Source organism: Bartonella machadoae (assembly GCF_022559585.1).
Lineage (GTDB): Bacteria > Pseudomonadota > Alphaproteobacteria > Rhizobiales > Rhizobiaceae > Bartonella > Bartonella machadoae.
In genome coordinates, this window is the sequence record NZ_CP087114.1 from 405,834 (window position 1) to 424,370 (window position 18,537).

Sequence of the window (18,537 nt, forward strand, 5' to 3'; positions counted from 1 at the left end):
TTATACAGTGGAGAGAAGGAAAGTATAGACTATTTATAATTTTTTATCGCTTTGAAACGCTCTAAAGTGTATCCATAGCTGCTTTTGTCTTGTTACTGTTTATAGGAACAGTTAAAACATATTATGTGTTTATTATAGTCTAATGGGGAGAGATGGGTATTATGACAGAAAATCAAATAATGGCTTTTTCTATCATTGGTCTCATGATGGTTGTTTTTATTTGGGATCGATTCCGTTATGATCTTATCGCTATTTGCACATTATTGGTTTCTTGTATCGTTGGCCTTGTTAGTCCGAAGGAGGCTTTTAGTGGTTTTAGCAATGATATTGTTATTATTGTGGGAAGTGTATTTGTTGTCAGTACGGCTGTATCGCGTTCTGGTATCATGGAGTTTATTATACAACGGGTATGGCCAGATGTAAAATCAGTGCGCCTTCAATTGGCTTTTTTGGTTATTTCTGTCGTATTTTTATCAATGTTTGTTAAAAACATTGGCGCTTTGGCTATTATGCTTCCTATTGCTTTTCAATTTGCACGGCGTTCTCAGGTTTCACCTTCTGTCTTTTTGATGCCTATGGCATTTGGTTCTTTACTTGGTGGTCTTATGACACAAATAGGGACTTCTCCTAATGTTGTTATTTCAGCGATGCAAGAACGTTTAACGGGTGTCTCTTTTACCATGTTTGATTTTACACCAGTTGGTGCAGCTGTTGCTACTGTTGGTGTACTCTATTTGGTCTTTTTTGCTTGGCGTTTACCTGTCCGTGTGCGTTCCGGTGTGTCGTTTGATGATGCTATTGATATTCGTAACTATGTTTCAGAAGTACATATTCCAGCAAATTCACCGATTGTGGGAAAAACGATTGTTGATCTCGTTAAACCATCAGGTGGTGATGTTATGGTGCTTCAAGTTATCAGAAACAAAGTATCTATTTCACCATTGCCAGATTTTGTTCTGTCTGAAAACGATATTATTTTGCTAGAAGGTTCGCATACGGGACTAGACAGTGTAATGAATTCAGCGCGTTTAGAATTTTTCTCTGGTCGAATCATTCCCACGGGTGATAAGGACAGCGATGTTGATATTATTGAGGCCGTTATCACGCATAATTCACCTCTTATTGGTATCAATGCAAAAGACTTCTCATTGTTTGATCGCTATGTTGTAAATTTGCTTGCATTAAGTCGTCAACATGAAAGAGTACGAGGGAGGCTTGGTGATATTGTTTTCCATCTTGGAGATGTGATCGTTTTACAGGGTCAAGATACGGTTCTGCCAAATTTATTACGAGAACTGAAATGTTTGCCATTAGCTAAGCGTAATATTGTATTTGGTAATTTACGGCATGGTTTTGTCTCGTTAGCCATTCTTTTTATAGCAATTATTTTGACAGCTTTTCATATTGTTCCAGTTGCCTTTTCTTTTTTTTCAGCAGCAGCAGCGATGGTTATCTTTCGCGTTTTGCCAGCACGTGACTTGTATCAAGCATTAGATGGTCAAATATTGGTTTTATTAGCAACTCTTATTCCTGTGAGTGAAGCGCTAGAGAAGACAGGATGTACAGATCTTATAGGTCAATGGCTCAGCCAATTAGCGGTATTTTTCCCACCATCTGGTGCGTTAGCACTTATGCTGGTTACAGCCATGTTGGTAACGCCATTTTTGAATAATGCAGCAACAGTTATGATGGTCGCACCAATCGCATCGAGTTTCGCCCATTCCCTCCATTATAAACCTGAGGCTTTTCTGATGGCTGTTGCAATTGGTGCGGGATGTGAATTTCTCACACCTATTGGACATCAAAGTAATATGCTTGTAATGGCGCCAGGAGGATACCGTTTTAGTGATTATCCACGTTTTGGAGCGCCGTTGGCAGTATTGATAGTCATAGTTGCTATTCCAATGCTCATGTGGATTTGGCCATTACAGTAGAGTATTTTAGAAATCGTAAGTTTCAGTCACAAAAGGTCGTCCATTCGATAAAAATCAATTTAAAAGAGACACTTTGTGCGAAGAGGTATATTCGTAGTTTTGATTAGCAATAGAGTTTTATCGTAGTGTTTTGGCGTTTTGGCATTTTTTTATTTTGGATAATAAGACTTGTTTATTTGATTCCAAGTATTTTCAATTATAAAAATATGATCATATCTTTTTATTAAAAACTTTCTAATGGATCATAACCATTCTACAATAACAGATTTTAGAAAGAATGATAAAAAATATTATTTTGAAAATTTATAGGAGTGATTCCAGTATAGAGAACGAGGAACGAAGCAGGGGCTACAAATAGCTTTTAATTTGCATAGTAAAAGTGAATATGAGAGCTATGATAGCTTTTTTGTAAGAAAGGCTATAAAAACTTTAATATAAATAAAAAGGCAGTTATATCATTTTTGATTGATGCGGTTGCAAAAGTCCAAGCAACTTTTATACATTGATGCAAAATTAATAAGTTAGAAATTTTAAGTTTTTAGTTCATGGGGGCTACCATCTTTGTTCATTTATGCGTACAAGCATAGAAAGTAATTTTTCCAAGGTACATTATATGTCATATGATAGTTTTATTGCTGAAGTTAATGCAGAGGTTCGTCAGGAAAAAGCTCTTGCTTTTTGGAGACGTTATGGTTTTTCAGTGATTGTTGCAATTATTGTTTTCATTCTGATGATTGTTACTTATCAAATTTATCATCATGAGCAAATAAAAAAAGCGGGTCATGTTGGTGATGCATTTTTAAAAAGCCTTGAACTTGCAGATACAGGTCACTTTGATGAAGCGATGAAGCAATTAGAAAATGTTAAAGCCTCGAATTTTGGTGGCTATCCTTTTCTAGCGCGTTTGCGTGAAGCGTCTTTATTTATGGAACAAGGTGATGTTGTTAAATCGGTGGAGATCTTTGATTCTGTTGCAGATGATAAAGTAGCACCGCAAATTTTACGAAAAGTTGCAAAAATTCGAGCGGCTTATATTTTGGTTGATAGCGGGAACTTTGATGACGTCAAAAAGCGTGTCGAAGAGATGGCAAATGATATTGATCCTATGCGTATGTCGGCAAGAGAGGCTTTAGGCCTGGCAGCTTATAAAGCAGGTAAAATGGATGAGGCTGTTGCTTATTTTCGAAAGATTTCTGAAGAGGAGTCTCTAGGATTAAAAATAAAAGATCGGGCTCGAATGATGCTTGAGCTGATACAAGCTGAAGGCAAGGCAAATAAGGAATGAGTTTATGAGCCTTACCATTGCTATAGTTGGTCGTCCCAATGTTGGGAAGTCAACACTCTTTAATCGTTTGGTTGGGCAAAAATTAGCTTTGGTTGATGACAAGCCAGGCGTTACGCGGGATCGGCGTATTCATGCGGCAAAACTTCAAGATTTGCGTTTTGATGTGATTGATACGGCTGGGTTAGAAGAAGCTGGTGATCATACACTTGAAGGCCGTATGCGTTCCCATACAAAAGTTGCTATTGATGAAGCAGATCTGATTTTATTTGTGTTTGATGCGAAGAGCGGAATAACGCCGAGTGATTTAAATTTTGCTTCATTGGTTCGTAAATCAGGCAAACCGATTGTGCTTGTTGCGAATAAGTCTGAGTCAAAGGCAGCCACAGGGAGAGAGTATGAAGCATGGTCATTAGGTTTGGGAGAGCCTTGCCTGATCTCTGCTGAACATGGGTTGGGTCTTACAGATCTTCGTGATGCAATTGTAGGAGCTGTTGGGAGCACACACACTTTTGAAAACAACAAAGAAGAAGCATATATTGCTGTACAACCTGTAGCTGTTGGTGATGATAGAGATGATTTAGAAGAGGAAGGATTTGTTTACGATGAAAGTAAACCCATTCGTATCGCCATTGCGGGGCGTCCAAATACAGGAAAATCAACTCTCATCAATAGTATGCTGCAACAAGATCGGTTGTTAACAGGTCCTGAAGCGGGACTTACACGTGATTCTATTTCTGTAGATTGGGAATGGCGTGGTCGTCATATTAAACTTTTTGATACCGCAGGTTTGCGTCGAAAATCAAAAATCCAAGAAAAATTAGAGAAACTTTCCGTTGCGGATACTTTGCGTGCAATTCGTTTTGCAGAGGTGGTCGTAATTGTTTTTGATGCAACGATACCTTTTGAAAAACAGGATTTACAAATTGTTGATCTTGTGATTCGGGAAGGGCGTGTTCCCCTTATTGCTTTTAATAAATGGGATCTTATTGAAAATAGCCAAGAAACATTGATTGATTTGCATGAAAAATGTAGTCGCCTTCTTCCTCAGGTTCGTGGTTTAAGAGCCATCCCTTTATCGGGTCAATACGGTCAAGGGATTGATAAACTAATGGAAAATGTCACGATGCTGCATCGTGTGTGGAATCGCCGTATTTCTACAGGAAAATTGAATAGATGGCTTGAAACTGTCGTTGCGCATCATCCACCACCTGCAATTTCAGGGCGCCGTCTTAAGGTTAAATATATAACACAAGTTAAAACGCGTCCTCCTGGATTTGTAATTTCTTGTTCTCGACCAAAGGTAATGCCACAATCATATTTACGTTATCTTTCTAATGGATTACGTGATACGTTTGATATGCTTGGTGTACCAATTCGCATATCATTACGCGCATCTGATAATCCTTTTGCACCACATTCAAAAAAGAAATAATTCTTCTCTCTCTTTAAAGCGAATGAAGTCTGTATTTATGATAAAACAAGTTTTTCTATAAGCATTTTTATAAATTGTTACATTTTAATATAGAAAATGCGTTCATTACTTCAGAATGATTGTGGCATTGCCTTCAAGAAAAGAGGAATATTCTTATTAATCGATATATTACTTTATAAGAATAATTTATCATTATAGTGAATGATAATGGGTTTTCTTAAGACTCTAGACTCTCTGTATTTCAAACTTTCTGAATCAAAATAAAAAATCATTTATTCATATGCTGTGAGGATAACCAACACACAGATTAAAACTGATTAAAAAGAAAACAATCTTTTTAATAAAGGATCTTAATGCAGAGAAATGTAACAAATGTAAGCAGGAGAAAGGAATTATACTGCTAAAAAAAGCATTTTTTAATTGTTAGATAAAAATTTTAATTTGTAGCAGTTTATAGAAACAAAAATATTTTTTATACGATCAATATGAAATTATAAGGACAAAAACTCAGGATGTGGATTACAGGAATACAAAATATTAGATTCTTTATGTTTAAGGTCTTGTTTCCATAGATTTATTTGCATAACGTCTATAAATTATAGTTCTATGTTGTACATTAAAAAGAGAGAGGTTTTACCGATACATTTTAAAATTTTATCATATTAAAATTTGACAATGGATGAAGGGTACAAGATTTTATTTTTCAAAGAATATTTTATCAATATGTTTAAAGATAAGATATCAAACATCATTTTCTAAAGATAATAAGGAATATATGCAGCTGAGAATGGTGATATAAAGCTGTTTGAGTGACAAGATTTATCAAACTAATATGCGATAATTGTGATAGTTTTTTTTAGCGTCTTGACGAACAAATTTGAGAGCAATATGATACGCACGTTTTTGATAAGACAACCTTATACTTTGCTTTTGGATTAAGGAGCCAAACATGGTGAAGAGCAGTGAGCCGAGTGTACCGCTGCGGGAATCCGAAGGAAAGGAACAGGAGGAATGCTATCAGTCAGAGGATTTGGAATGTCGTAGAGAAAACTTAGCAAGAGCTTTAATGCATAAAGGAGCATTAGAAGAGCGAAAAACTGATAAGGAGGGAGAAGAGTCACGAGGGAAGATAGCCCAAGCGGTTAAGCTTTCTAGTGAGTTTTTGGCGAGTATTATTGTAGGTGCTGTTTTGGGGTTGGGTTTTGATAAATTAGCAGGTTCATTGCCATGGGGGTTGGTATTTTTTCTTTTTCTTGGATTTGCTGCAGGTGTATTGAGTATTCTTCGGTCTGTGGGGTATGTTGCTTCCAGTCCATTAAGGCAGAAAGGCGTATTGCGCCAAGATAAAGGGGCCGATAAAAGGTCCGATAAATGAGGTTGAAGTGACATCGCACGCTCCAGATCCTATTCATCAATTTGAGATTTCACGGTTGATTAAGATTTCCGTAGGAAATATGGATTTTTCCTTTACGAACGTATCGTTTTTTATCGTAGCTACAGTTTTTGTAACTTCAGTTTTTCTCTTTTTTTCATCATCAAGTCGTGGATTAGTCCCAACGCGAATGCAGTCTCTTTCAGAGATGGCATATGAATTTGTAGCATCAACTCTGCGAGAATCCTCTGGTGTACAGGGAATGCAATTTTTTCCTTTAGTTTTTTCCCTATTTACTTTTATTTTAGTCGCGAATTTTATTGGTCTTTTCCCTTACTTTTATACAATTACTTCTCAGATTATGATCACATTTTCGTTGGCGATGTTGGTGATTTTAACGGTGATAGGTTATGGTTTTTATAAGCATGGGATTCGTTTTTTGAAACTGTTTGTTCCCAGTGGTGTGCCTGTTGTTGTTTTGCCTCTTGTGACGATGATTGAGGTTATTTCTTTTCTTTCTCGTCCTATTAGCCTTTCGCTACGTCTTTTTGCGAATATGCTTGCGGGTCATATTACCCTCAAAGTATTTTCTGGTTTCATTGTTTCAATGATTGGGGTAGGGATTGTAGGAATCGGTGGTTCAATTTTGCCACTTATTATGACTGTAGCGATTACTGCTCTTGAATTTTTGGTAGCATTTCTTCAAGCTTACGTCTTTACAGTTTTAACATGTATGTATCTTAATGATGCAGTTCATCCAGGACATTAATAGAACTGGCGGTTTTTCGTCGAATGGTGCAATTTCGCTTTAAATTTAAAGGAGAATAATATGGAATTAGTGCTTGCAGCAAAATATATTGGCGCTGGGCTTGCTTGCTTTGGTATGGCAGGGACGGCTTTGGGCCTTGGAAATATTTTTGGTAGCTATCTTTCTGGTGCATTACGCAATCCATCAGCAGCAGATAGTCAATTTGGTCGTCTCGTCTTTGGTTTTGCTGTGACAGAAGCTTTGGGTATTTTTTCATTGCTTATTGCTTTATTGCTTCTTTTTGCGGTTTAATTACTATAAAGAGGGTGTACCTATTTTCTCATGAGAGGCAGGTGTGCCCTTTATTTCTTAATGAAAAGAATGTTAGCGAGTTGTTATCGGTTATAGGGGGATTAAGTTGTTGAAGGATGGAGAAGATGTTTATTTCCAGCGTTTATGCACAAACCACTGAAAAGCCGATAGAACATATTAAGAATGTAACAGAGCATGCCGATCGTGTGTTTCCGCCTTTTGATTTTGTGCATTTTGGTTCGCATTTTTTTTGGTTAGCAATTTCTTTTGGTCTTTTTTATCTTTTTATTTCTCGTGTCATTGTCCCTCGTATTGGCGGTGTTATTGAAACACGTCGAGATCGCATTGCATCTGATTTAGATCAAGCAATGCGTATGAAACAGGAAGCAGATATTGTCGTTGAAACTTATGAGCGAAAATTAGCTGAAGCTCGTTTTCAGGCTCATGTCATAGCACAAGCAGCTAGTGAAGAATTGAAAGAAAAGGTTGAGTTTGAACGCAAAGAAATTGAGGAAAATTTAGAGAAAAAACTAGCCGATGCTGAAAAACAGATAATAAAAATTCGCGATAAGGCTATGCAAAATGTTGGTTCTATCGCTGAAGAGCTAGCTCTTGAAATTGTACATAAATTGGCAGATGTTAATGTCAGTAAAGAGACTGTTCGTTCAGTTATTAAAGTTGCGGATTACTGAAGGATACGAGAATGACTGATACTTTTTGGGCTTTTGTGGGGTTACTCCTTTTTTTTGCTCTTTTGGTTTATTTTAAAGTTCCGCAGATGGCTGTACGCCATCTTGATGCGCGAGCAAAGCGTATAAAAGATGAACTTGATGAAGCTCTTCGTCTGCGCGAAGAGGCTCAAGAGGTGTTAGCTGAATATCAGCGTAAACACGTAGAAGCAGAGAAGGATGCACAAGAAATTATTGCCGCAGCTAAGCATGAAGTTGCAGCTATTATTGCACAGGCTCATACAAAAGCGGAAGAATATGTAAAGAATCGTAATAAATTGGCGGAGCAAAAAATTGCTCAAGCAGAAGCTGATGCAATACGTATGGTTTCCTCATCTGCTATCGATTTGGCGATTTCCACTGCTCGTATACTTATTACAAAAGAGTTAGATTCTCATAAAGCCCATGAACTCATCAAGGAGTCTTTTTGTGAAGAGACTCTTACTAAAATGAAAACATCTCTTAATTAAGAAAGCTAAAGTGTTCAAAGAGCTAATTTTAAAGGGAGAATTTCCTTTTAGGGGAGAGATTCCTTTGTAAGGTAGGTTAGTTTTATTTTTGTTGTGTATGAATCATTTACATGTTTCTTTTAGAAGACATTTTAAAACCTTTCAGGTGCACTTTTTCTATTGTCTATAGAGAACTGTAATGGCCATCCTATTGAATATCATCGTCTTTACACTTATAAAGTAGTAACTGAGTATCATCATGATGTTTGCCATCGCTCAATGTTTCGAAAACTTTAGCATGAAAATGCTTCATAACATTTTTACTTCTTTCTAAACAATTTTTATCCACACGCACTTCCTGTTTGCAACGTGTAAAGAGGGAGGATTGGTCAGCATACATAGATTTGCAGTGAAAGAATTTTACGATATTTAGGGTTCTCATTGAATATGCAAAACGATGAATGATCATTATAAATGAATATTTGCATATTTTCTTTCTAGCTTCACACGTGATGCTATTGGATATATGCTAATATTAAAAGGTAAATCGTTTTCTTCTCTTACATGTAAAAATAGGATACAAATAAGATCTGATGCAATTAAGCCTCTATATCCTAAAGTGATTATTACTTGGTGTTTTATTTTGGAAGAAATGCTAACATAACAGATAAGATTTTTTGCGCATTTTCCTATTTGTGAAATTTCATTCTCATTGGTAGATTACAACTTCACGTCACTTTTTAGCAGTAAAAATATGTCTGTTAGGTGTTGTTAAAAAATACCTAGAAAAGCAATCTTCATTCGTAATACATGAGATGTATTTGCAAATCTTATTCTCTTTGCTGTATTTTCTCATCTCTTAAGTTTAAAAGATGAATCAAAAGAGAGGATTAATACCTAAAAAGGCAGTTAAACGGTGTCATAGAATGATAAATTCTCTTCCTTATTGTTTTGATATTTTGCGTGCTGCTGATCGTGATCGCTATATATCAGTTTTATTTGCTCCTAAAAAAAAGCGTAGAGCATTAGCTGCTCTTTACGCTTTTAATGTGGAAATTGCTCGTATTCGCGAAACTGTGCATGATCCACTTATAGGTGAGATACGATTACGTTGGTGGTATGATTCTATTGCTAATGGTGAAATGCAAGAGAATAAAAATAACCCAATTTTAAATGATTTATTGACAGCAATAACTGTTTTTAATTTACCGAAGACGGCTTTTTTACGTTATTGTGACGCGCAAATTTTAGATCTTTACCACAATCCAATAGAAACGCTTCATGATCTAGAATCTTATTGTTGTGAAACAGCAAATATCATTTTACAACTTTCTTGTCAGATATTAGATCCCAATGTGGCACCAGATTTTACGGATGTCTATAAGTATGGTGGAATTGCTCAAGGCTTCAGTGGTGTGTTACGCCTTTTATCATTTATGCAATCACGATATCAATATTATTTACCGACTGATATGCTAAAGGCTGTGGGAGTGGATAGGAAGGATTTAGAGGGCAACCGTGTCAATGACGAGCAAAAATGCTGTATTGTTGAAGCTATGGTAGCCGTAACGCGAAGTCATTATGCCAAGTTTTACGAGTATTCTAAGACTTTGCCGAGAATACTTAAACCAGCATTTCTTCCATTGGCAATTGTACCAGCATCTCTTCAAAAAGCGGTACAATTAGGAGCTGGAGTTTTTCAAGAAAGTGCAGTTTTACCATTGATTCGTCGTTATTGGTTGATAACGAAAGCAGCAATAAGCGGTAATTTTCCAAGAGCATTATAAGGATAAAAGCCTGTTATCAGGAACAGGAGAGTCAAGTAAATGCATTAGAAAGAAGTGCAATATTATAACAGTGAACCCCTTTTAGGAAGCACTACGAATGCATTGATATAAGGATGGTCGAACGGTTAAAATTGGATTTGGTGAGATATCATATATTTCTTTTGTTTCATGCTGTGCAATGATAAATGATTGAGAGAGTGTAAAACGTAAGCTCAAGTTTAAAAATATATAGGCTGGTTTTCTGGTGATATTGAGGGACTTAAATAAAGGAATGTATCATCTTCTGATGAAATGTCATTTCTATTATGAAAGAAATCTTTCTAGCCTACAGGGAAATATTTAGCTATAGAAAAGTCATAAAACCGCAATGGATGCTTATTATCACGACAATATCTACAATCTTAGCTTGATGGGGAGCATTTATTACACCACAAAACTCCTTTCTACTTTAGCTTTATTCTTTTTCTATAGACCAGAAAATTTGCAAAAAATCTTATTATTTATGTAGCTTTTACTTATCCTGATACCAAGAGAAAAGAAATCTCTTTCGTTTTTTAATTATAGGAAAAGCTCTGGTTACAATTGTTCTTCTAAAGACCACAAATCAGTTACAGTATTTTTACGGGAAAGTGTTAAAGATCTGATTATAAAGAGTGCTGTTAATTTCCAAAGGATGTTCTTCATTGGCAACTTGCAGCATTTCTAGTCTTAGATCTTCTCTTATTACACTATCTATCTTGGTACGGATATCAGGTGAAAGGGTATGAGGGGTGATGTCGGTAGGCATGGTTACGGTCTTTATTTGATAAACAATACGATTTGTCGCAACTGGGCCTTTTACCATGCCATAATGACCTTTCGGACCAGAAAATAATGCTCTAACACCTTCAACTCCAAAGATTTCAGATGAATCCTGACGATGTATGGTTTGTGTTGTTTGTTTTTTAACATCAAGTGTATGGGCAAGAGAAATCAAACTTTTCCCTTCAGCGAGTTGTTTGAGAGCATTTTGGGCTTTTTCATCAAGAAGTCGCTGAATTTCCTCATTTCTCCATTGAGAAAGCGCTTCTTGCTTAGCTTCTTCAAGTGTTCTATCGCGTTCTGGAATAATTTTATCGACCTTATACCAGAGATATCCGCCTTTTTGAAGGGTAAGAGGATCAAGATCGACTCCTTCATTTGCTTGATAGAGTGCATTCAATAAAATATCTTTCTGGGGTAAGTCTGTGAGTGTTTCACCTTCAACTGTTTTGCCTGTCTTATCAATAGTCATTGTACGCAGAGGTAATTTATATTGCTCAGCAATTTCTTTGAGAGAAGCTCCCTCAAAACGGGCGTTTTCGATTGCTGTATAATTGTTACGTATAGCATCTACAGCACGATTTTGAGCAAGTGTTTGGCGAATATTTTCTTCCACTTTTTCAAAGGGAAGAGGGGCTGAAGGTTCAATATGTGTTAAGCGAATGATAACAGGACCTTGTAAATCATTGATGACAGTACTGACTTGTCCTTGTTTGAGTTCAAAGATTTCAGATGCGAGATGACTAGGAAGTTCGCTTTCGGTCAGAGGCCCCTTTTTTATCTCATTGAGAGTTTTATTTTCCGCTTTAACCAGTTCATCAAAACTCAATCCACCGGCTATTTTTTTTGCTGCATTATCGGCAGCTTCACGTGTAGAGAATCGCAATTCTTCAATGGTGCGTTTTTCAGGATTCATAAAACGTGAGGTATTTTGTGTATAATAAACTCTCGCTTCATCTGCTGAAATATCTTCGGGTTTTACAATCTCATCTGCGGTCATCGATAACAAAGAAACAGTACGGTACTCTGGAGCACGAAGTTCACTTTTATGTGCTTCAAACCATTTTTGCAGTGTTTCTTGATCAGGGTTGGAATTTATTTCCTTCTCTTTGAGATCAATAACGAGATAATCAGCGATGCGGGCTTCTTTTTGATAAAGAGCGAATGCTTTATAAAAAAGATCTGGTGCTTTCATACCGGCTAGTGGAGCGGAAATGAGCTGGTTACGCCTTTCTTTTTGGGCATAATAATCAAGAAAATTATTTTCGTTGATCTGTAGATGCTGCAGATAGTTACGAAGCAAATTGTGATCAAAGGCTCCATTCATTTGAAACATATTATCAGCCCCAAGAATACGAGCTATTGCATCTTTTGAGAGACTAATTTTCATTTTACGCGCTTGTTCATCAAACAGGACATTTTGTTGTAATTGATTAAAAACAAAAGCGGGGATTTTGTATTGTTGCATTTCGTTTGGTGTGAACATTCGCCCAAGATGAGATGCGAGTGCTAAACGTGCGCTTTGATCAGCAAGTGCGAGGCGATAACCATCGACAGTTATTGTAGACTTTCCAGAGGTAATCAGGTCTCTTTCACCTTTTGTGCGTAACTGTGGTATTCCCCATAAAAGGATGAAGCATAAGAGCAAAATAGCAAGAAAAATCTTGGCAACCCAAGAATTCGTAGCATTTCTCATGATATCAAGCATTATTCAATTCCATTTTTCACATGCATTATTATCAAAGCAATAATAGAATTTGCAATAAAGATACGAAAGATGCAAGCTTAAAGACTTGCTTTCACTTTATAATTTGATACCTATGAGACGAAGAGTATGTTGTGATAATTTTTGAGGTGGAAATATGTCTCCAAATATTCGGCCTTTTATTGCTGGAAATTGGAAAATGAATGGAACTGGTGAATCGCTTGGAGAATTGCGTGCCATTGCTGCTGGTGTGAGCTCTGATTTAGGCCGTTTATTTGAGGCGCTTATTTGTGTTCCAGCAACACTTTTATCGCGGGCTTCTGATACGTTAGGTGGTGAGAACCTTTTGTTAGGAGGGCAAAATTGTCATTTTGATGATCATGGCCCTTATACTGGAGATATTTCAGCTTTTATGCTTAAAGAAGCAGGGGCGAGCCATGTCATTATTGGCCACTCAGAGCGCCGTACACTTTATCAGGAAAATGATGCGATTGTTTGTGCTAAAGTGCGAGCAGCATGGCGAGCAGGTCTTGTTGCTCTTGTTTGTATTGGTGAAACATTAGAGGAGCGAAAAAGTCATAAAGTACTGGATGTGCTTGAAAGACAGCTTGAGGGGTCTTTGCCAGATGGCGTAACAGCAGAGAATATGATTATTGCTTATGAACCAGTATGGGCTATAGGAACAGGCAATACGGCGACTTCAGCAGATGTAGCAGAAGTACATCATTTTATACGTGATGAGATGCGCTCTCGTTTTGGTGATGAAGGAAACAAGATACGTTTGCTTTATGGTGGATCAGTAAAGCCATCCAATGCATTTGAGCTTTTGAGTACTGACCATGTTAATGGGGCTCTGATAGGTGGAGCAAGCTTGAAAGCAACGGATTTTTTAACTATTTGCGATGTTTATCGTAAATTATAACAAGGAATCTTGGTTTTCCCTTGGAATATGTGCTATTTCTGTGTAAAGAGCCATGAAGAGTTATTTAAAGAGCAGGGTTTATGCAAACAGTACTTATTGTTATCCATTTTTTGGTTGTTATTACTTTAGTTGGTGTGATCTTAATTCAGCCTTCGGAAGGTGGCGGGCTTGGTGCGAGTAGTGGTTCTGGATTGATGAAAACGCGTGGGACCAAAAATCCACTAACACGTTTAACCGCTATTTTAGCAGGGTGTTTTTTTGCAGTGTCTATAGGACTTACCGTTGTGGGGAGCATATCAAACTCGAGTTCTGATATTCTCAAGCGTATTCCAGTTAACTCAGAACAAAATACAAATAAAGGGACTGAAGGGATTCCCTCATCGGATGGTAAGGCTCAACCTTCTATTCTTGAACAGCTAGGGGGCGATTCAACATCTCCTCAGGAACAGAAAAAATCTACAGTTCCTGAAGCTGAAAATCCAGTTCCAACGGTTCATGAAAATCCAGTTCCGGATAACAGTACAAAATAATTAGAAAAATATGGATTTTAAAAAAGGTGATTTTTTCGCCTTTTTTATTTTATAGAAGAAAAGTTGTTTTTTTTTGCATTTTTTGCTGGAAAAATTGTTATAAAATGCTTATCACCATAAGCCCATGGCACGTTATGTTTTTATTACTGGTGGTGTGGTTTCCTCTCTTGGAAAAGGCATTGCAGCAGCGGCATTAGCTGCATTATTGCAGGCGCGCGGATATCGTGTACGGCTTCGCAAGCTTGATCCTTATTTAAATATTGATCCAGGGACGATGTCTCCTTATCAACATGGTGAGGTTTTTGTAACCGATGATGGTGCAGAAACGGATCTTGATCTTGGTCATTATGAGCGTTTTACTGGATGCTCTGCAAATAGCCAAGACAATATTACGACAGGGCGCATTTATCAAAATATCATTGAACGCGAACGACGTGGTGATTATTTGGGGGCAACAGTCCAAGTAATTCCTCATGTCACTGATGAAATTAAAAAGTTCATTACCACCGGAAATGAAGACTTTGATTTTGTGTTGTGTGAAATAGGTGGGACGGTTGGTGATATTGAAGCAATGCCTTTTCTAGAAGCGATTCGTCAGCTTCATAATGAATTACCAAGACAAAATGTTGTTTATGTACATCTCACATTAATGCCTTATATTCCTTCGGCGGGAGAATTAAAAACCAAACCAACACAACATTCTGTTAAAGAGTTGCAATCCATTGGGATTGCGCCCGATATTTTGTTAGTACGGGCAGATCGGTCTATTCCGGAAACAGAGCGGAGCAAATTATCACTTTTTTGTAATGTTCATTCAAATGCGGTGATTCAGGCATTGGATATGCCAACGATTTATGATGTTCCTATGGCATATCACAAAGAGGGGCTAGATTCAGCAGTTCTTTCTGCTTTTGGAATGCATACGACTCCTAAGCCGCAAATGAACCGTTGGGAAGAGATTACACATCGAATTCACCATCCTGAAGGAGAAGTGATCATTGCTGTTGTTGGAAAATATACCGGATTAAAGGATGCTTATAAATCTCTCACCGAGGCTATTGCCCATGGTGGTTTAGCCAATAAAGTGAAGGTTAATATTGAATGGATTGATGCAGAGCTTTTTGAAAGAGAAGATCCAGCATCGACTTTACAAAAAGTTCATGGAATTTTGGTACCTGGTGCTTTTGGAGCACGTGGTGCAGAAGGTAAGATTCGAGCAATTCAATTTGCACGGGAACGTAAAGTTCCATTTTTAGGTATTTGTTTCGGGATGCAATTGGCTTGTATAGAAGCTGCGCGTAATATTGCTCAGATTGAAAATGCATCATCAAGTGAATTTTGCGAAACCAACAATCCAATTGTAGGTTTGATGAGAGAATGGCTTAAAGGAGATATTCTTGAGAAACGGACACAATGTAGTAATCTTGGTGGGTCAATGCGTCTTGGAGCTTTTCCCGCTGAATTAAAAGAAAACAGCCATATTGCCAAGATTTATGGGATGACAAGGATTAGCGAGCGACATCGTCATCGTTATGAGGTCAATATCGATTATAAAGACGAGCTGGAACAGTGTGGTTTAATTTTTTCTGGTATGTCTCCCGATGGTATTTTACCAGAAGCAATAGAATATGCCGATCATCCATGGTTTATCGGTGTTCAATATCATCCAGAGTTGAAATCACGTCCCTTTGATCCACATCCACTTTTTTCTTCTTTTATTGAAGCCACTATAGAACAAAGTCGATTGGTTTAGTTCATAAATCAGTTTTTTGCTTTTTGAGGGATAAAATGTCTGAACCAAACACCATTGTACAAGTTGGGAATGTTGTATTCTCAAATGATGCTCCTTTTTCATTAATTGCTGGACCATGTCAGATGGAAAGTCGAGAGCATGCTTTTGAAATGGTAGGCCGAATTAAGACGATTACAGATCAAGTTGGCATTGGGTTTGTTTATAAATCAAGTTACGATAAAGCCAACAGGACATCCTTAGGGGCGGCACGTGGTATTGGTCTTGAAAAAGCAATGGCTATTTTTTCTGATTTGAAGAAGGAGTTTGGTTGTCCGGTTTTGACTGATGTACATACAGAAGAGCAATGCACGGTTGTTGCTTCTACGGTAGATATTTTGCAAATTCCGGCTTTCCTATGCCGTCAAACCGATCTTTTGATAGCGGCTGCTAAAACGGGACGTGTTATCAATATTAAAAAAGGTCAGTTTTTAGCTCCGTGGGATATGGAGAATGTTTTAAAAAAAGTCATAAAAAGCGGGAATTTAAATGTTATGCTTTGTGAACGAGGAACTTCATTTGGTTATAACCGGCTTATTTCTGATATGCGTTCATTGCCTATTTTACGTTCATTTGGTGCTCCTGTTATTTTTGATGCAACGCATTCTGTTCAGGAGCCCGGTGGTCAAGGCAATTCATCTGGTGGACAGCGTCAATTTGTTGAAGTTTTGGCGCGTGCAGCTGTTTCTGTTGGGGTAGCAGGTCTTTTTTTAGAAACGCATCAAGATCCGGATAATGCACCTTCTGATGGACCTAATATGATTAGGATTGATCATTTACAAAGACTTCTTGAGACTTTAATGGAATTTGATTATCTGTCGAAGAAAATGAATTGAATAGAGACGATATTTGATCATTATGACGGTTAAAATGAATCAAGACTTTTGTTGGATAAGGAAACGCACATGACTATAATTGTTGATATCATTGGACGTGAAGTGCTCGATAGCCGCGGTAATCCAACGGTAGAGGTTGATGTTCATTTGGAGAATGGAGCTTTTGGTCGCGCTCTTGTGCCCTCAGGGGCTTCGACAGGAGCCCATGAAGCTATCGAGCTTCGTGATGGTGGAGTGCGCTATCAAGGGAAAGGTGTTGAAAAAGCGGTTGCAGCAGTCAATGGCGAAATTCTTGAGGAACTTGGTGGGCGAGATGCAAGAAATCAAATTGCTATCGATCAAGCAATGATTGCTTTGGATGGAACACCAAACAAAGCACGTCTTGGTGCGAATGCCATTCTCGGTGTTTCATTAGCTGTTGCAAAAGCAGCAGCAGAATCATTAAATTTACCTTTATATCGTTATATCGGTGGTACACAAGCACATATTCTGCCCACACCAATGATGAATATTATCAATGGTGGTGTTCATGCTGATAACCCAATTGATTTTCAAGAATTTATGATTATTCCTGTTGGTGCACCCACACTCAAAGAGGCAGTTCGCTATGGGGCTGAAGTTTTTCATACATTAAAAAAACGTTTAAAAGATGCAGGTTATAATACCAATGTTGGTGATGAAGGTGGTTTTGCACCCCAATTTAAAAATGCGGAGCAGGCAATAGAGTTTATTATAGAAGCCATAATAGCATCTGGATATAAACTAGGAGAGCAAATTGCTCTTGGTTTAGATTGTGCATCAACAGAGTTTTATAAAGATGGTTCATATTTTTATAAAGGTGAAGGTAAATGCCGTGGTATTCAAGAGCAGGTGGATTATTTAGCGCAACTTGTTGAAACTTATCCCATTATTTCAATTGAGGATGGGATGGCTGAAGATGATTGGGAAGGGTGGAAGTTACTTACGAATTCGATTGGTAACAAATGTCAGCTTGTTGGCGATGATTTGTTTGTCACAAATTCTGCGCGTTTGCGCGATGGTATCAAAATGGGTGCTGCCAATTCTATTCTTATAAAAGTGAACCAGATTGGTACTTTGAGTGAAACGCTTGATGCTATAGAGACAGCCCATAAAGCAGGCTATCATGCGATCATATCGCATCGCTCAGGTGAGACGGAAGATTCTTTCATTGCAGATCTCGCGGTTGCAACGAATTGTGGGCAGATTAAAACCGGCTCTCTTGCGCGCTCAGATAGATTAGCAAAGTATAATCAGCTCATTCGTATTGAAGAAATGCTAGGAGAACAGGCATGTTATGCGGGTAATATGGAGCGTTGTATGATGAGTTTAAGATTTTAAATTGTGATCTCATTGCAATTATAACATTCATTTTACGGTCAGATATATATGCAACGATTTTATAGGTGCTAAAGATGAGAGGTATAATTATCAATCAAGAACAAGGGGTTTATCTTATCTCCGGTGATGATGGTAAGCGTTATCAATTTGCAACTTTGGATTGGTTAGGAAAAAATCCACCTAGGTTAGGTGATGCCGTTGATTTTGTGTGTGAAGAAGGTAATGCTAAATCTATTTTCCCATTGTTGCAACAAGATTCAGATCCGACAAGACCGATGCTTACACTCATTTGTTGGTTTACTGGCATATTTGGTGTTCATCGCTTTATGATTGGTAAAGTTTGGACTGGCGCTTTAATGCTTATTTTATCTTTATCCATTGTCGGCTTGTTAATTACAGGGATTTGGGCGATTGTTGATTTTATAACTATTGCAGCAGGAAAGTTCAGAGACAAAGATGGGAAACAAATTACACGCTGGTAGAAGTTGTATGGGGTAATATAAGGGTGCAAGAGCAGGCTGTCTATTTTTGTTATGGTAGATATATTC

At 37.6% G+C, this 18,537-nt stretch carries 17 protein-coding genes; 15 read left to right on the top strand and 2 right to left on the bottom strand.

What is annotated here, in order from left to right; genetic code table 11:
• The first annotated feature begins 161 nt into the window (after window positions 1-161).
• The 8 genes from LNM86_RS02020 to LNM86_RS02055 all read left to right on the top strand — a co-directional run bounded on the left by LNM86_RS02020 (window position 162) and on the right by LNM86_RS02055 (window position 8,281).
• Window positions 162-1,934 (top strand): SLC13 family permease, encoded by a 1,773-nt coding sequence (locus LNM86_RS02020; protein ID WP_241438223.1) that lies wholly within the window; start codon window positions 162-164, stop codon window positions 1,932-1,934.
• Window positions 1,935-2,547: 613 nt separating this feature from the next.
• The gene (locus LNM86_RS02025) at window positions 2,548-3,219 is read left to right on the top strand and encodes a tetratricopeptide repeat protein (RefSeq protein WP_241438224.1); all 672 of its coding nucleotides are present in this window, start codon (window positions 2,548-2,550) and stop codon (window positions 3,217-3,219) included.
• A gap of 4 nt (window positions 3,220-3,223) precedes the next feature.
• Entirely contained in the window at window positions 3,224-4,651 is a 1,428-nt protein-coding gene (gene der / locus LNM86_RS02030) for a ribosome biogenesis GTPase Der (protein ID WP_241438225.1), read from the top strand.
• 949 nt (window positions 4,652-5,600) lie between these two features.
• On the top strand, window positions 5,601-6,026 hold the full coding sequence (locus LNM86_RS02035; RefSeq protein WP_241438226.1) for an AtpZ/AtpI family protein: 426 nt from the start codon (window positions 5,601-5,603) through the stop codon (window positions 6,024-6,026).
• Between the two features lie 7 nt (window positions 6,027-6,033).
• On the top strand, window positions 6,034-6,792 hold the full coding sequence (locus LNM86_RS02040; protein WP_241438227.1) for a F0F1 ATP synthase subunit A: 759 nt from the start codon (window positions 6,034-6,036) through the stop codon (window positions 6,790-6,792).
• A 60-nt stretch (window positions 6,793-6,852) separates the two neighbouring features.
• Window positions 6,853-7,083 (top strand): F0F1 ATP synthase subunit C, encoded by a 231-nt coding sequence (locus LNM86_RS02045; RefSeq protein WP_006589457.1) that lies wholly within the window; start codon window positions 6,853-6,855, stop codon window positions 7,081-7,083.
• Window positions 7,084-7,208: 125 nt separating this feature from the next.
• Window positions 7,209-7,775, top strand: coding sequence for a F0F1 ATP synthase subunit B (locus LNM86_RS02050; protein ID WP_241438228.1), 567 nt, complete (start codon window positions 7,209-7,211; stop codon window positions 7,773-7,775).
• Between the two features lie 11 nt (window positions 7,776-7,786).
• On the top strand, window positions 7,787-8,281 hold the full coding sequence (locus tag LNM86_RS02055) for a F0F1 ATP synthase subunit B (protein ID WP_241438229.1): 495 nt from the start codon (window positions 7,787-7,789) through the stop codon (window positions 8,279-8,281).
• Window positions 8,282-8,468: 187 nt separating this feature from the next.
• Here LNM86_RS02055 and LNM86_RS02060 read toward each other — a convergent pair whose 3' ends face one another.
• The gene (locus LNM86_RS02060) at window positions 8,469-8,729 is read right to left on the bottom strand and encodes a hypothetical protein (protein WP_241438230.1); all 261 of its coding nucleotides are present in this window, start codon (window positions 8,727-8,729) and stop codon (window positions 8,469-8,471) included.
• 457 nt (window positions 8,730-9,186) lie between these two features.
• Between LNM86_RS02060 and LNM86_RS02065 the strand changes: the two genes are divergently transcribed.
• Window positions 9,187-10,047, top strand: coding sequence for a phytoene/squalene synthase family protein (locus LNM86_RS02065; RefSeq protein ID WP_241438231.1), 861 nt, complete (start codon window positions 9,187-9,189; stop codon window positions 10,045-10,047).
• 619 nt (window positions 10,048-10,666) lie between these two features.
• Here LNM86_RS02065 and LNM86_RS02070 read toward each other — a convergent pair.
• Window positions 10,667-12,556 (bottom strand): peptidyl-prolyl cis-trans isomerase, encoded by a 1,890-nt coding sequence (locus LNM86_RS02070; RefSeq protein ID WP_241438232.1) that lies wholly within the window; start codon window positions 12,554-12,556, stop codon window positions 10,667-10,669.
• Window positions 12,557-12,710: 154 nt separating this feature from the next.
• Here LNM86_RS02070 and tpiA point away from each other — a divergent pair, with 154 nt between their 5' ends.
• The 6 genes from tpiA (at window position 12,711) to LNM86_RS02100 (ending at window position 18,471) form a co-directional block, all read left to right on the top strand.
• Window positions 12,711-13,475: a triose-phosphate isomerase gene (tpiA, locus tag LNM86_RS02075; RefSeq protein ID WP_241438233.1), complete on the top strand. Its 765-nt coding sequence runs from the start codon at window positions 12,711-12,713 to the stop codon at window positions 13,473-13,475.
• 80 nt (window positions 13,476-13,555) lie between these two features.
• The gene (gene secG / locus LNM86_RS02080) at window positions 13,556-14,005 is read left to right on the top strand and encodes a preprotein translocase subunit SecG (RefSeq protein ID WP_241438234.1); all 450 of its coding nucleotides are present in this window, start codon (window positions 13,556-13,558) and stop codon (window positions 14,003-14,005) included.
• A 124-nt stretch (window positions 14,006-14,129) separates the two neighbouring features.
• Window positions 14,130-15,758: a CTP synthase gene (gene pyrG, locus LNM86_RS02085; protein WP_241438235.1), complete on the top strand. Its 1,629-nt coding sequence runs from the start codon at window positions 14,130-14,132 to the stop codon at window positions 15,756-15,758.
• A 35-nt stretch (window positions 15,759-15,793) separates the two neighbouring features.
• Complete coding sequence (gene kdsA / locus LNM86_RS02090) at window positions 15,794-16,630, top strand: 3-deoxy-8-phosphooctulonate synthase (RefSeq protein ID WP_241438236.1); 837 nt, start codon at window positions 15,794-15,796, stop codon at window positions 16,628-16,630.
• 69 nt (window positions 16,631-16,699) lie between these two features.
• Window positions 16,700-17,989 (top strand): phosphopyruvate hydratase, encoded by a 1,290-nt coding sequence (eno, locus tag LNM86_RS02095; RefSeq protein WP_241438237.1) that lies wholly within the window; start codon window positions 16,700-16,702, stop codon window positions 17,987-17,989.
• Window positions 17,990-18,063: 74 nt separating this feature from the next.
• Window positions 18,064-18,471 (top strand): TM2 domain-containing protein, encoded by a 408-nt coding sequence (locus tag LNM86_RS02100; protein ID WP_241438238.1) that lies wholly within the window; start codon window positions 18,064-18,066, stop codon window positions 18,469-18,471.
• Window positions 18,472-18,537: the final 66 nt, after the last annotated feature.